Raw genomic sequence first — 13,893 nt, forward strand, 5'->3', positions numbered from 1 at the left:
GTTATACTACATGGACGCCAACCCGCCCAGTTAAACGAACGTGGAGAGTGGCGGTTTGACTATTCCTTGCGACATTCTGGTGTTCGGTGGCACCGGCGATCTGGCCCTGCACAAACTCCTCCCGGCGCTCTATCACTTGTATCGCGAGGCGCGTCTGAACAACGCGGTACGCATCATCGCCCTCGCCCGCCGCAACATAAGCCGTAACGAATACCTCAAGCTCGCAGAACGCCATTGCCGAGCGCAGATTGCCCGCAATGACTTCGACGAAGACATATGGCAACGGTTTGCCGCGCGCCTCGACTACTTTCCCATGGATGCATCGCAAAGCGCCGACTTCGGCCGCCTGGCGCGCTACCTGGGCGAACCTGGCGGGCTGACGCGCATTTTCTACCTGGCCACCGCTCCCAACCTGTTCGTACCGATTGCCAATCACCTGCGTAACGCAGGCCTGGCCGACCCCGAAGCGCGCATCGTGCTGGAGAAGCCAATTGGTCACTCGCTAGCCTCGGCCACCGCCATCAACGAAGCGATTGGCGCAGTGTTCGACGAAAACCAGGTATTTCGCATCGACCACTACCTGGGCAAGGAAACCGTGCAGAACCTCATGGCCCTGCGCTTCGCCAACGCCCTGTTGGAGCCGGTGTGGCGCAACAATCAGGTCGACCACGTACAGATCAGCGTTTGCGAAACCCTGGGGGTAGAAAACCGCGGCGCCTACTACGACCGCGCCGGGGCAACTCGCGACATGCTGCAAAACCACCTGTTGCAGCTGCTGTGCCTGGTGGCCATGGAGCCACCTGCGCAGTTCGAGGCTGAAGCGGTGCGCGACGAAAAGGTGAAGATCCTGCGGGCCCTCAAACCCATCACCGGCCAGGACGTGCAGGACAAGACCGTGCGCGGTCAGTACGGTGCCGGGCACATCGGCGGCCAGGAGGTGTCGGCCTATTACTTCGAAAAGGACGTCGACAACGACAGCGATACCGAAACCTTCGTGGCCATCGAAGCGCACATCGACAACTGGCGCTGGGCAGGCGTGCCTTTCTACTTGCGCACCGGCAAGCGCATGGCGCGCCGCTCGTCGCAGATCGTCATCCAGTTCAAGCCGGTACCCCACGAGCTGTTCAGCGGTGGCCAAGTCAACCAGCTGTTGATTCAGCTGCAACCGGATGAGCGCATCAGCCTGCGCATGATGACCAAGAGCCCAGGCAAGGGCATGCGGCTGGAACCGGTCGAGCTGGACCTGAACCTGGCTCAGGTATTCAGCCAGACCCGCCGCTGGGAAGCTTATGAACGCCTGCTGCTGGACATCGTGGAGGGTGATTCGACACTGTTCATGCGCCGCGATGAAGTGGAGGCGGCCTGGCACTGGATTGATCCGTTAATGAAGGGTTGGCAGGAGCACTTTCAGGCACCCCGCCACTATGCCGCCGGCAGCAATGGCCCGGAACAGGCCGGTAGCCTGCTGGCCAGGCATGGCAGGCATTGGTACAGCTGAAGCGCTTCGCTCTGCTTTGCGGGTAGGTGCCGCAAGCAATCTGTCGTTCGGAAGGGGCATACCGCGCTTTCCAGGACAGGAGTTTTACCATGATCATCGAATGCAAAGACTGGCAAGCCCAGCACGACAAAATGCCACCAGGCACCCGCCTGCGGGTGAACGGGACCATCACCGTCAGCCACCCAGGCATAGTACCGGTACTGGTCAAGCGCAGAAAGCAGGACAAGTCCTTTGCACTGGCCCTGGAGCTTGAACTGCAGCATCAGGACGGTAACTTCATGCAGGTTGCCTGCGACAAGGAAGTGACGTTCGAAACGCAAGACGAGCACGGTCTGATCCCGAGGGTGGACATTATCCACGACCGTAAACTGATCGCCTGCATCACCGACATCGTGGAAACCCATTGATGTAGACGCGGCGGCCACTGCAAGCGCATCGCCTGTAGTGGCCGCTTTGTATGTTTGGCAGGGTGAATATTTATACAGTGCCATTTACCCTTCCCCTGCTGCGCCCTAGAATGGCCGGATGCACACAGATGACCTCTCCCTCCTGCTGAACTCCCTCAACGATGCTCAACGCCAGGCCGTCGCGGCCACGCTCGGGCGACAACTGGTGCTCGCTGGCGCCGGCTCCGGTAAAACCCGCGTGCTGGTGCACCGCATCGCCTGGCTGATCCAGGTCGAGCAGGCATCGCCGCACTCGATCCTGTCGGTGACGTTCACCAACAAGGCCGCAGCAGAAATGCGCCATCGGATCGAGCAACTGTTGGGCATCAACCCGGCAGGCATGTGGGTCGGCACCTTCCACGGCCTGGCCCATCGCCTGTTGCGGGCGCACTGGCAGGAAGCGCGGCTGGTGCAGAATTTCCAGATCCTCGACAGCGACGACCAGCAGCGCCTGATCAAGCGGGTCATGCGCGAGCTGGGCCTGGACGAGCAGAAGTGGCCGGCACGCCAGGCCCAGTGGTTCATCAACGGGCAGAAAGACGAAGGCCTGCGCCCGCAGCATATCCAGGCGGGGGGCGACCTGTTCCTGGCGACCATGCGCGAGGTCTATACGGCCTACGAGCAGGCGTGCGAGCGCGCCGGTGTGATCGATTTCTCCGAGCTGCTGTTGCGCGCCCTGGACCTGTGGCGTGACCACCCGGGCCTGCTGGAGCACTATCAGCGACGCTTCCGCCACGTGCTGGTGGACGAGTTCCAGGATACCAACGCCGTGCAGTACGCCTGGTTGCGCCTGCTGGCGCGCGGTGGCGACAGCCTGATGGCGGTAGGCGATGATGACCAGTCGATCTATGGCTGGCGCGGCGCCAAGATCGAGAACATTCACCAGTACACCGCCGACTTCCCCGACGCCGAAATGATCCGCCTGGAGCAGAACTACCGCTCCACCGGCGGCATCCTCAAGGCAGCCAACGCGCTGATCGCCAACAACAGCGGGCGCCTGGGCAAGGAACTGTGGACCGACATGGGCGAAGGCGAACCACTGACCCTGTACGCGGCCTACAACGAGCACGACGAAGCGCGCTATGTCGTGGAAACCATCGAGAGCCTGGTCAAGCAGGGCAATGCACGCAACGAAATCGCCATCCTGTACCGTTCCAACGCCCAGTCGCGCGTGCTGGAAGAAGCCCTGCTGCGCGAGCGCATCCCCTACCGCATCTATGGCGGCCAGCGCTTCTTCGAGCGTGCCGAAATCAAGAATGCCATGGCTTACCTGCGCCTGATCGAAGGGCGTGGCAACGATGCCGCTCTGGAGCGGGTGATCAACGTGCCGCCGCGCGGTATTGGCGAAAAAACCGTCGAAGCCATCCGCGAGCACGCCCGCCACAGCCAGCTGTCCATGTGGGAGGCCATGTGCCAGCTGCTCGCCGCCAAGGCCCTGAAAGGCCGCGCCGCCAGTTCCCTGGGGGCCTTTATCGAGCTGATCGAGGGGCTGGCCGCCAAGGTTGTGGACATGCCGCTGCATACCATGACCCAGACCACCATCGAACAGTCCGGCCTGATCACCTATCACCAGGAAGAAAAAGGTGAAAAGGGCCAGGCACGGGTAGAAAACCTTGAGGAACTGGTCAGTGCGGCACGCAACTTCGAGTCCACCGACGAAGACGCCGACCTTTCCCCGCTCTCGGCTTTCCTTGGCCACGCCTCACTCGAAGCTGGCGATACTCAGGCTGACGAGCATGAAGACAGCATCCAGCTGATGACCCTGCACAGCGCCAAAGGCCTTGAGTTCCCCTATGTGTTCCTGGTGGGCATGGAAGAAGGCTTGTTCCCGCACAAGATGAGCCTGGAAGAACCCGGCCGCCTGGAAGAGGAACGACGCCTGGCCTATGTAGGCATCACCCGCGCCATGCGCCAGCTGGTCATGACCTACGCCGAAACACGTCGCCTTTATGGCAGCGAGACTTATAACAAGGTGTCGCGTTTCGTGCGTGAAATTCCGGCCGGCCTGGTTCAGGAAGTACGCCTGTCCAACAGCGTCAGCCGCCCGTTCGGCGGGGCCAAGACGGCCACCAACAGCAACCTGTTCGCCAATGCCAGCATTCCGCAGACCGCGTTCAACCTTGGCCAGCGTGTGCAACATGCGGTATTCGGCGAAGGCGTGATCCTCAACTTCGAGGGTTCTGGCGCTCAGGCGCGGGTGCAGGTGAATTTTGCCGAAGGTAGCAAATGGCTGATGCTGGGGTATGCCAAGCTCGAGGCTGTGTAACGCCCACAAGGGTCGGGCCTGCCAACTTTGTAACATTCAGGCAAAAGCTCGAAACACTATGTCGCTGGTCATGTGCCCGGGAACCTGTGCACCATGACGCGCGTGCAATCCACAACAGGGGATATCCCAATTATGCAACGTTTTCTTAGCATCGCACTGGCGCTCTGCGTCGGCCTGACGCTGAGCCTGGACGCCAACGCCAAGCGTTTCGGCGGCGGCAAGAGCTCGGGCTCCGCGCCTATCCACCAGACCCGCCAGGCTACGCCAACCACGCCTGCAGCCGCGCCGACCGCACCTGGCCGTGCACCGGCTGCCGCCAGCGGTGCTTCGCGCTGGTTGGGCCCACTGGCCGGCCTCGCCGCCGGTGGCCTGCTGGCTTCCATGTTCATGGGCGACGGTTTCGAAGGCTTCCAGATCATGGACTTCCTGATCGTGGCGCTTATCGCCTTCCTCGTGTTCCGCTTCATCGCCGCGCGCCGCCGCCAGCAGCAGCCACAAATGGCCATGCCGGGTCATGCGCCGATGCAGCGTGAGGCTCACGCTCAGCCTGCGCAGCCGTCGATTTTCGGTGGTTCGGCCGCACCTGCTGCTGCAGCCGCCCCGGTGATCAACGCGCCGGCCTGGTTCAACGAGCAGAGCTTCCTGGCTGCAGCCCGTAACCACTTCCAGTCGCTGCAGCAGCACTGGGATGCCAACGAGATGGACAAGATCAGCGAGTTCGTTACCCCGCAAATGCTTGAGTTCCTCAAGCGTGAGCGCGCTGAACTGGGTGACGGCTTCCAGTCTACCTACATCGATAACCTGGAAGTGCAACTGGACGGTGTTGATGATCGCGCCGACCGCACCGACGCTACCCTGACCTTCCGTGGCGTGTCGAAGAATTCCCGCTTCGACCAGGGCGAAGTGTTCAGCGAAAGCTGGCACATGGTTCGCGCCCAAGGCGAAAACCAGCCTTGGCTGGTAGCCGGTATCCGTCAAAACGGCTAACCGCTGCGTGATAAACAGAGAACCCCGGGCTTGCCCGGGGTTTTTGCTTTTGCCAAAGTGGGCTACTAGGGTATAAGGCGCAGCGTTGTCATCTAGGTGAGAGGAAGTGAACCGTGGAAGAAGTGATCGAACAACTCCGTGAAGCGAATGAGCCGGTACCGGTGCCCCTGGAGCTTCCCGATGAAGACCAGCTGGTAGAAATCGAAGAGCAGCTGTTCATCAATATTCCATTCGTGTTCAAAGAGTTTCTGCTGACCGTAAGTGATGTGGTTTACGGCTCCCTGGAGCCTGTTACCGTCACAGATCCGCAGTCGCACACCTACCTGCCAGATGTGGCCTCCAACGCCTGGGATGCCGGCGTACCGCGTGACCTGATCCCGCTGTGCCAGGACGGCGACAACTACTATTGCGTGGAAGAAGACGGCACTGTGGTGCTGTGGGATGCCGAAGAGGAAATTGTCGGCGAAGACAGCTGGGAATCGGTGTGGCACTGGGCGCGAGATGTCTGGCTGGAGAGCTGATCGCTAGCGCCTTTAGAGATGCCTCGATCCTAGCGCCTCAAGGTAGTTAAAATCGCCAGGCTTTCTAAGCCTGGCGACATCGCTATAGCCTTATCACCTCGGCGAACGGGAATATTGCCCAGGGCACAACCCCTCCCCTTAGTGCGAGTTTTCGCGACTGTTCTCCAGCGTCTCCAGCAACGCGATCTGCATGCGCGTGTGCACGCGGATGAACCAGCGCCACAACAACGCCACCACCACCGCAGCTACCACCGCAATCACCAGCAGCAATTCGCCGGTGGGCAGAATGCTGGCGGACAATGCCGACAGCAGCAGGAAAATCACCAGCAGCGACAGCAGCGGGATCACTTCGGCGATCACACGGCGCACGCGCTGGGTATGTCGCCCGGCCATTTCCGGCTTCACGCCCATCTCTGCCAGCAGCATCGAGAGTGCCTTGAGCTTGCGGTATGCGGCGATCAGGAATGGCAGTGACAGCAACAATGCAGCCCCCCAAATGACGGCCTTCTGCTGGCTGACATCGCTGACCCACTCGTTGAGCCAATTGCCGATACGCCCTGCAAAGTAGCCGCCACTGAAAAAGATGGCGATCACCAGCGCCAGGTTCACCCCAACCTGCAACAGGATGCGCCGGATCATCGACGCCAGCATGGCATTCTCGCCCTGCGGCTGAATATTGCGTAACCACTCGCCATACAACGACAGCACGCGTGCGAGGCGAGCAGGCACTACATTGCCCAGTTTCTGCGACAACGGGTCAGCCGCGCGGATCAGATAGGGTGTCAGCAACGTAGTGATTGCCGATACGGCCACCGCCACCGGATAAAGGAAGTCGCTGGTCACCTGCAGGGTCATGCCCAGCGCGGCAATGATGAAGGAGAACTCGCCGATCTGCGAAAGCCCCATGCCCACACGCAAAGACGTACGCCCATCATTGCCGGCAATGAATGCCCCCATGCCGCAAGACAGCATTTTGCCCAGTACCACCGCCAGGGTGATGACAACGATTGGCCAGGCATAGTCGATCAGTACCTGAGGGTCGATCATCAAGCCGATGGCGACGAAGAAGATGGCACTGAACAGGTCGCGTACAGGCTCAATCAGGCGTTCGATTTTCAGCAACTGGCGTGATTCGGCCATGATCGCGCCAATCAGGAAAGCGCCTAGCACCATGCTGTACTCCAGCTTCACAACCAACAGGCAGAAGCCGAAACACAGGCCCAGAACAGTGATCAGCAACATTTCGTTGCTTTCGAACCTGGCGACATAGGCCAGTAACCGCGGCACCAGCAAAATACCGATGACCAAGGCGACGATCATGAACAGCGACAGCTTGCCGACGGTGGAGAACACTTCACCCGAGCTGACCGTACCGCTGACCGCGATGCCCGACAGCAGGGCGATGATACCGATACCCAGAATGTCCTCGACGATCAGCACGCCGAAGATCAGCTGGGCAAAGCGCTCGTTCTTCATCTTCAGGTCGTTGAGCGCCTTGACGATGATGGTGGTGGAAGAAATGGCCAGGATGGCGCCCAGGAACAGTGAATCCATGGTGCTCCAGCCAAACCAGCGGCCAATCTCGAAGCCGATCCAGATCATCAGGACGATCTCCAGGAACGCTGCGATGAACGCCGTTGCACCGACCTTGAACAGCTTGCGCAGGCTGAACTCGAGCCCCAGGCAGAACATCAGGAAGATCACCCCCAGTTCGGCCAGGGTCTTGATGGTGTCTTCGTCATGAATCAGACCGAACGGCGGAGTGTGCGGGCCAATGATGAAGCCGGCGACAATGTAGCCCAGCACCACGGGCTGCTTGAAACGGTGAAAAAGAATGGTGACCACGCCAGCGACCAGCATGATGACCGCCAAGTCCTGGATGAAGCTGATGGCATGCATGGCGTGATACTCCTTTTCTCGTCCTGTGAATGCCTGGGCAGACCGCTCCTCTGCCGAGGCAAACCTGAGCGAGCAGCAAGTACATACTGTATTGAATCCGGGAACACCCATATTGCATGGGCGTACTCAGGTTAACATCGCACTCCGCCGCAAAAAGCCAGTGCAATATGCAGAAACAGATCGGCTGGAAAAGGGCCGCTGATGGCATGATCAGCGTGACGATGATGCGCCAGCCAACGTCCCGTATCAGCAAGGCACATTCAAAAGAGGGGAACAGCAGTGTCAGCAGATGACGCCCTCCATTCGCCCGATTCAGCGCAACCTCACCGTGAGCACACTATGGAACCTGGAAACGCCCAGCTGAGCATGACCGTCCTGATGACCCCGGACATGGCCAACTTTTCTGGCAACGTACATGGCGGCACCCTGCTCAAGTACCTCGACGAAGTGGCTTATGCATGCGCCAGCCGTTATGCCGGCAGTTATGTGGTAACCCTGTCGGTCGACCAGGTGATCTTCCGTGAACCCGTACACGTGGGTGAACTGGTGACCTTCCTGGCGTCGGTCAACTACACCGGCAACACGTCGATGGAGGTTGGCATCAAAGTCGTGACCGAGAACATTCGCGAACGCTCGGTGCGCCATTCCAACAGCTGCTTCTTCACCATGGTCGCGGTCGACGACAACCGCCGCCCGGTGCCGGTGCCACCACGTCAGCCGCACAGCAGCGAAGAAAAGCGCCGCTTCCTGCAAGGCCAGCAGCGCCGGCAGATCCGCCAGGAATTGGAAAAGCGCTATCAGGACCTGAAAACCGACGCCATTTAAAGCGCCAGTAACTGCGCCTCGAAGCGCACCCGTGGGTGCGCAATGCGGTCCTGGGCCCGTACCAACTGCAATTCGTAGCTGGCGCAGGCCTGGGTTTCCAGCAGCACTTCATGCACTGCCGCAGCCGTGAATTCGAATGCCTGTACCCAGCTGTCGCCGAGCAGCACACGCGCCAGGAACAGGCCTGAGGTCAGGTCACCCACCCCCACCGGCTGACGCGGAAACGCCAGCAGTGGACGGCGCAAGTGCCAACTGTGTTCGGCGGTCACCAGCAACATTTCGAACTGGTCTTCGGCCCGCCCGGGGTAAGCCAGGTGCTTGACCAGTACAACCTGCGGCCCACGCTGCAGCAGGCTGCGCGCCATGTTCACGCAATCCTCCAGCGACTGGGCGCGGCGCCCACAGAAGCTGTCCAGCTCCAGCTGGTTGGGGCACAGGATGTCCGCTGTGGCTGCAGCCTCGTCAAGCAGGAACTCACTGACTTCAGGCGGCACGATGCAGCCCTTTTCCGGGTGGCCCATGACCGGGTCGCACAGGTATAACGCTTTTGGGTTTACCGCCTTGATCCGCTCGACGCCGGCCAGGATCGCTCGCCCTTGTTCGGCACTGCCCAGGTAGCCGGAAAGCACCGCATCGCAGTGGCCCAGCTCGCCGATGTTGGAAATGCCTTCCACCAACGCAGGAATTTGCGCTGGGGCAAGCACTTCACCCGCCCACTGGCCATACTGTGTGTGATTGGAGAACTGCACAGTATTGAGTGGCCAGGCATTGACCCCGATACGCTGCATGGGGAATACCGCGGCGCTGTTGCCGGCGTGGCCGAACACCACGTGGGACTGAATGGCGAGCAGGTGCGGGGTACGTTTCATGCGGGAGGTTTCCAAAGCTATTTCAAGGATTGTGCGCAGCGCAGTATGAACTCGATTGCCACCTGTACGACAGGCCAGGAACGCAGTTAAGCTGGATCTACCTGTTTGGAGCATATGCAAATGTTGACCCTGGAGAACCTCTTCGTCCTGATGCTGGTAGCCACGGCAGGCGCCTGGTTGTGGCACAACCATGGGTTACGTGAAAAGGCCCTGGAACGGGTCAAACAGCATTGCGCCAAACTCGACCTGGAGTTGCTTGACGATGCCGTAGCGCTCAAACGCATCGCCTTTGTCCGGGATGCCAATGGCCGCAAGCGCCTGGCACGCGTCTATGCCTTCGAATTCACCGTCACGGGTGAGCAACGTCACCCCGGCACCGCGACCCAGTTCGGCGCCCACAGCGTGCAGATCGAGCTGGCGCCCTACCCGTTCGAAATCAAGACCCCACCACGCGCCGACAACGTCATAGAGATGCAGCAATGGCGCCAGGAGCACAACCGCTGGCGCAACTGATCAACTGACGCGACATTCATCCAACCCGGCTTGCAATGCGGGTTGCGGTTGCGGCTGATCGAAAATCAGCTCGAGACGGGTGTCCTTGCGCCAGTCGCTGGGCTGCCAAGCAGGCATCTTCCCATCCAGCCCATTGAATGACTGCCAGCCCTCCATGCTGTGGATAACGCCCTTGGCCCGTCGCCATGGCCAAGCGCGCAAGAAAGCCTCTAGCCGCTGTGGATAAAACTGTTGGCCAGGGTGCCACCGCCAGCCAATACTCCAACCGCCCTTCCCCTGCTGGACAAGGCAAATCGGCTGACGGGGGTCCGCCCACAGTGTTGCTGGGGCGATGCCAGGATTGTCGACAATCCTGCTTTTCAAGGATGGGCTGTCAACAATCTGTGGAGATACCGTCGGGAGACCGGACAAAGGCAACTGCCCCTGCACCGTCCACATGATCTTCTTTTCCTTGAACTTATTACTTATCAACAACTTATATATTTCATCCACAACCTCTGCCTTGTTGAAAACCACGCTTTCAGAGGCGTTGAAAGCCTGCTGTTGAGCCTCTGGTAGTGGCTCGTTTCGAGCCATGGCCTGTGCATCCACAACCATCAAGAGTGGCTGAATTGTCAGCACTCCAACCCAAGGAGCTTGTTGCAGCTGAGCCAGCAGTTGCAATGGATGGCCGAGCCCGGAAGGTTCGATAAACAGCCGGTCAGGCCGCGATTTGCGCAACAGTCGTCCAAGGCCCACCTGGAACGGCATGCCGTTGACACAGCACAGGCAGCCACCTGCGACCTCGCCTATGGCGATGCCGTCCTCGTCGCGGCTGAGTAAGGCCGCATCCAGGCCGACAAGGCCGAACTCGTTGATCAATACCGCCCAGCGCTCGTTGGCTGGGCGCTGGGCCAGCAAGTGACGGATCAGCGTGGTCTTGCCAGCACCCAGCGGGCCGGCAATTACGTGGGTGGGAATGTTCTGCAGCATGAGGTGCCTTCAGGCGGCGGTGATGCCTCACTATGCGCCGTCAGGCCAGCCAGTCAAGGCTGAGTAGCACACGCCCCTGCTGCGTCGAGGGTGACCGATGCACCAGGCCTGCCCCTTCATTACCCTGCCATTTTTCGCCTTTAAGTATCGCAACCTCGGCGGCTTGCAGGCGCTGGATGTTATCCACAGATGACTGAGCTGTGTGTAAGTCTCCACGGCAGCTATCCCGCTCTCGCAACCATTCACTACCTGGGCCGACGTAAGTGGTGAGCAAGCGCAACGGTACGTTATCCACATGGAAGCGCGGGCACATCGGAGCGTTCAAAACGCGCAAGCGCAACCCGACCCGACGTGCGCCAACCAGACAGGTATAAGCCGCCACTAACCACGTCACATCAGCTACGAAAGCCTCGTATCCCTGCAAATCTGCTGCTTCGCGCAGCAGATCTGGCAATACCGGCTTCTGCTCGTCCACATCAATCACCCGCTGATCGGCCAAGGGCTCACCAAGGCTGATCAGCAGCGCGGCAAAGTCCTCCAGTTGTGCCGGCAAGCGCCGCCGCCAGACGGCCAGGTTCACGCCATCCTGCAACACTTCGGCCAGCACGTTGGGCGTCTCGCCAAACACCTGAAAGATACCCACAGGCCGGTGAGCCAGATTCACGCTGCCGCCTCCTCAACCCATGGGCCAAATGGGTCAGGTAAACGCAGCCAGCCCATTTGACCCAATTCCATTTCCTGGTCCGTCAACAGGCATGCATCGAGGTCTGTGGATAACTTTCGGAAGTCGATATTCTGCCCAATAAACACCAACTCCTGGCGGCAATCACCGGTCTCAACGGTCCAGTGTTTCAAGATCGCGTTCGTGTTATCCACATCCTGTGGCCACTGCTCGCGTGGCACGAAGCGCCACCAGCGGCCAGCCAAACCATGGCGCATCATGCCGCCCGCTTGCGACCAGCTGCCCGCTTCCTGATATTTGCTGGCCAACCAGAAAAAGCCTTTGGAACGCAGCAGTCTTCCGTTGCTCCAGTGCGTGTGGATAAAGTCATAAAAGCGCTGTGGATGAAGCGGGCGACGGGCCTGCCAAGTCATGGCCGCAATACCGTACTCTTCGGTCTCTGGTACATGTTCACCGCGCAGCTCCTGCAACCAGCCTGGTGCCTGGGCCGCCTGATCGAAGTCGAACAGCCCGGTGTTGAGGATACGTGCCAGCGGCACTTGGCCCATGACCGTGGGTAGGATCTGCGCCCGAGCATTCAGGCTGCGCAGAATGGCGATGAGTTCTTCGCGCTCATGTTGGCTGATCAGGTCGATCTTGCTCACCAGCAGCACATCTGCGAACTCGACCTGTTCGATCAGCAAATCACTGATCGAGCGCTCGTCTTCTTCGCCCAACGTTTCACCACGGCTGGTCAGGCTGTCTGCTGCTTGAAAGTCGCGCAGGAAGTTCAAGCCATCGACCACGGTAACCATGGTGTCCAGTCGCGCCATATCGGACAGACTGCGACCCAGCTCGTCACGGAACGTGAAGGTCTCCGCCACTGGCAGTGGCTCTGAGATACCGGTGGACTCGATCAGCAAATAATCGAAACGCCCTTCTTCGGCTAGGCGTGCAACCTCCTCAAGCAGGTCTTCGCGCAACGTGCAGCAAATGCAGCCGTTGCTCATCTCGACCAGTTTCTCCTCAGCGCGGTTGAGGCTGACATTGCGCTGCACCTCGCTGGCATCGATGTTGATTTCACTCATATCGTTGACGATGACCGCCACCCGCAGGTTGTCGCGGTTGCGCAGCACATGGTTGAGCAGCGTGCTTTTTCCGGCGCCCAAAAAGCCGGATAGCACGGTGACGGGAAGACGAGTGGGCATGACGATCCTCTATCAGACAGACGCATTCGAAACGATGCATTGCATAATGTTATAAAGTAACAATACAATTTCGCCAAGTGGTTCTCGACGGACGAGTGCTCTCAGAGGATGAAAAATGAATCTGCCACGGCTCATGGCATTGCTGTTGCTTGTCATGCCTGCCTCGCTATTGGCCATGCCGCAAAACAGCGCATTGGCCCTTTGTACTCGAAGCGCGACGCTGTTCGCTTGCCAGGACGGCAAAGGCAACTACTACAGCGTGCGCACCGAAGGCAGCACGTTCTACCTTCGCGGCTACGACCTCAGCAGCCGCCGACTATGGGCACAAACCAACAGTCGCTATGGCACGTTGAGTTTTTTTACCGGCCTGGCCAGCAATGGTGAGGCCTGGGTGGGTTACAGCCGCCGAGTAGGCTGGACCACCTTGAACCGCGTATCCAGTTCCAGCGGGGAGCGCTTCTGGCTGCATTGCAGCTTGATCAAGGGCTGCCGTGGCCGTAAAGCTATGCCGTAACCGCGTCGAGGTAAGGACTGAAAATGAAATGTTCCACGTGGAACTATTCGTTTCCCTTCCGACTTCTGGAACTGCCATCTCGGCTGCTCGATCGGCAACAGAGCCTGCATGCCCACGACGCGGTTGCCACCAGCCAGTGGCAATGGGATTTCAGCTGCGCGGCTTGACCGCACCGCAGTCATTGCCTAGCCACACCGCACGCGTGTTCATGCTGCCTTGCTGCTGTACACCCGAAGCGTTGAATGTGCCACTGACCTGGGTGGTGAATTCCCGATCACTGAGAAATGTCGCCTGGCCACTACCCTGTGCCTTCGGGCAGCTGAACTGGAATTTCCACACGTTACCGGTACGGTCGGTAATCTTCTGAGTGCAGCCCGATTTCGGGTCCTGCAGCGGAATGTCATTCGTTGCCACCTGTTCTGGTGTCAGGCACGAACGCACACCCTTGCCTCCTACACTGACCCCTTGTTTGGCCAACACCCCTTCCATCATTGCGCGCTGCTCTGGCGGCAGGTTCTTCAACTGGCCGAGCATGAATTCCATGTCGGGTAGCGGCTTGCCATCGACCTGCATGTTGCTGGTGGTCAGCTCCCATAACCCCGGTTGCAGCATCTGGGCTTGCACCAGCGGACTGCTCATGCCTAGGGCCAACGCCAACAGTGGCAGACGAATCTTCATGGACGAACGCTCCTGGAAAAAAACCGGTCAAACGGG

At 59.6% G+C, this 13,893-nt stretch carries 14 protein-coding genes; 8 read left to right on the forward strand and 6 right to left on the reverse strand.

The window, feature by feature from the left end:
• Window positions 1–55 precede the first annotated feature (55 nt).
• From zwf to LVS58_RS03130, 5 genes are all read left to right on the forward strand, one after another.
• Window positions 56–1,498, forward strand: coding sequence for a glucose-6-phosphate dehydrogenase (gene zwf, locus LVS58_RS03110; protein ID WP_233689825.1), 1,443 nt, complete (start codon window positions 56–58; stop codon window positions 1,496–1,498).
• 89 nt (window positions 1,499–1,587) lie between these two features.
• Window positions 1,588–1,905: a hypothetical protein gene (locus tag LVS58_RS03115; protein ID WP_233689826.1), complete on the forward strand. Its 318-nt coding sequence runs from the start codon at window positions 1,588–1,590 to the stop codon at window positions 1,903–1,905.
• A 118-nt stretch (window positions 1,906–2,023) separates the two neighbouring features.
• Complete coding sequence (gene uvrD, locus LVS58_RS03120; protein WP_233689827.1) at window positions 2,024–4,210, forward strand: DNA helicase II; 2,187 nt, start codon at window positions 2,024–2,026, stop codon at window positions 4,208–4,210.
• A gap of 132 nt (window positions 4,211–4,342) precedes the next feature.
• Window positions 4,343–5,197: a Tim44 domain-containing protein gene (locus LVS58_RS03125; protein ID WP_233689828.1), complete on the forward strand. Its 855-nt coding sequence runs from the start codon at window positions 4,343–4,345 to the stop codon at window positions 5,195–5,197.
• Window positions 5,198–5,310: 113 nt separating this feature from the next.
• The gene (locus LVS58_RS03130; RefSeq protein WP_003253266.1) at window positions 5,311–5,718 is read left to right on the forward strand and encodes an SMI1/KNR4 family protein; all 408 of its coding nucleotides are present in this window, start codon (window positions 5,311–5,313) and stop codon (window positions 5,716–5,718) included.
• A gap of 138 nt (window positions 5,719–5,856) precedes the next feature.
• Here the strand turns inward: LVS58_RS03130 and LVS58_RS03135 are convergent, their stop codons facing one another.
• Window positions 5,857–7,617 (reverse strand): cation:proton antiporter, encoded by a 1,761-nt coding sequence (locus LVS58_RS03135; RefSeq protein ID WP_233689829.1) that lies wholly within the window; start codon window positions 7,615–7,617, stop codon window positions 5,857–5,859.
• A 339-nt stretch (window positions 7,618–7,956) separates the two neighbouring features.
• Here LVS58_RS03135 and LVS58_RS03140 point away from each other — a divergent pair, with 339 nt between their 5' ends.
• On the forward strand, window positions 7,957–8,442 hold the full coding sequence (locus LVS58_RS03140) for an acyl-CoA thioesterase (protein ID WP_003253263.1): 486 nt from the start codon (window positions 7,957–7,959) through the stop codon (window positions 8,440–8,442).
• Here the strand turns inward: LVS58_RS03140 and pdxY are convergent.
• Entirely contained in the window at window positions 8,439–9,311 is an 873-nt protein-coding gene (gene pdxY, locus LVS58_RS03145) for a pyridoxal kinase PdxY (protein ID WP_233689830.1), read from the reverse strand. The two genes, LVS58_RS03140 and pdxY, sit on opposite strands and share 4 nt — an antisense overlap.
• A gap of 120 nt (window positions 9,312–9,431) precedes the next feature.
• On the opposite strand from pdxY, the gene LVS58_RS03150 reads away from it, so the two are divergent.
• Window positions 9,432–9,824, forward strand: coding sequence for a DUF3301 domain-containing protein (locus LVS58_RS03150; protein ID WP_003253259.1), 393 nt, complete (start codon window positions 9,432–9,434; stop codon window positions 9,822–9,824).
• Here LVS58_RS03150 and LVS58_RS03155 read toward each other — a convergent pair whose 3' ends face one another.
• Genes LVS58_RS03155 through zigA form a run of 3 tightly spaced genes read right to left on the reverse strand, consistent with a single transcriptional unit; the run spans window position 9,825 to window position 12,665 of the window.
• Complete coding sequence (locus LVS58_RS03155) at window positions 9,825–10,796, reverse strand: CobW family GTP-binding protein (protein ID WP_233689831.1); 972 nt, start codon at window positions 10,794–10,796, stop codon at window positions 9,825–9,827.
• 40 nt (window positions 10,797–10,836) lie between these two features.
• Window positions 10,837–11,460, reverse strand: coding sequence for a DUF1826 domain-containing protein (locus tag LVS58_RS03160; RefSeq protein WP_233689832.1), 624 nt, complete (start codon window positions 11,458–11,460; stop codon window positions 10,837–10,839).
• The gene (gene zigA, locus LVS58_RS03165; protein WP_233689833.1) at window positions 11,457–12,665 is read right to left on the reverse strand and encodes a zinc metallochaperone GTPase ZigA; all 1,209 of its coding nucleotides are present in this window, start codon (window positions 12,663–12,665) and stop codon (window positions 11,457–11,459) included. The genes LVS58_RS03160 and zigA overlap by 4 nt, the downstream gene beginning before the upstream one ends.
• 115 nt (window positions 12,666–12,780) lie before the next feature.
• Here zigA and LVS58_RS03170 point away from each other — a divergent pair, with 115 nt between their 5' ends.
• On the forward strand, window positions 12,781–13,179 hold the full coding sequence (locus LVS58_RS03170; protein ID WP_233689834.1) for a glutamine synthetase: 399 nt from the start codon (window positions 12,781–12,783) through the stop codon (window positions 13,177–13,179).
• A 150-nt stretch (window positions 13,180–13,329) separates the two neighbouring features.
• Here the strand turns inward: LVS58_RS03170 and LVS58_RS03175 are convergent, their stop codons facing one another.
• The gene (locus tag LVS58_RS03175; protein WP_010955846.1) at window positions 13,330–13,857 is read right to left on the reverse strand and encodes a DUF3617 domain-containing protein; all 528 of its coding nucleotides are present in this window, start codon (window positions 13,855–13,857) and stop codon (window positions 13,330–13,332) included.
• Between the last annotated feature and the right edge of the window lie 36 nt (window positions 13,858–13,893).

The sequence above is a fragment of the Pseudomonas sp. JR33AA genome, assembly GCF_021378985.1.
GTDB classification, from domain to species: domain Bacteria; phylum Pseudomonadota; class Gammaproteobacteria; order Pseudomonadales; family Pseudomonadaceae; genus Aquipseudomonas; species Aquipseudomonas alloputida.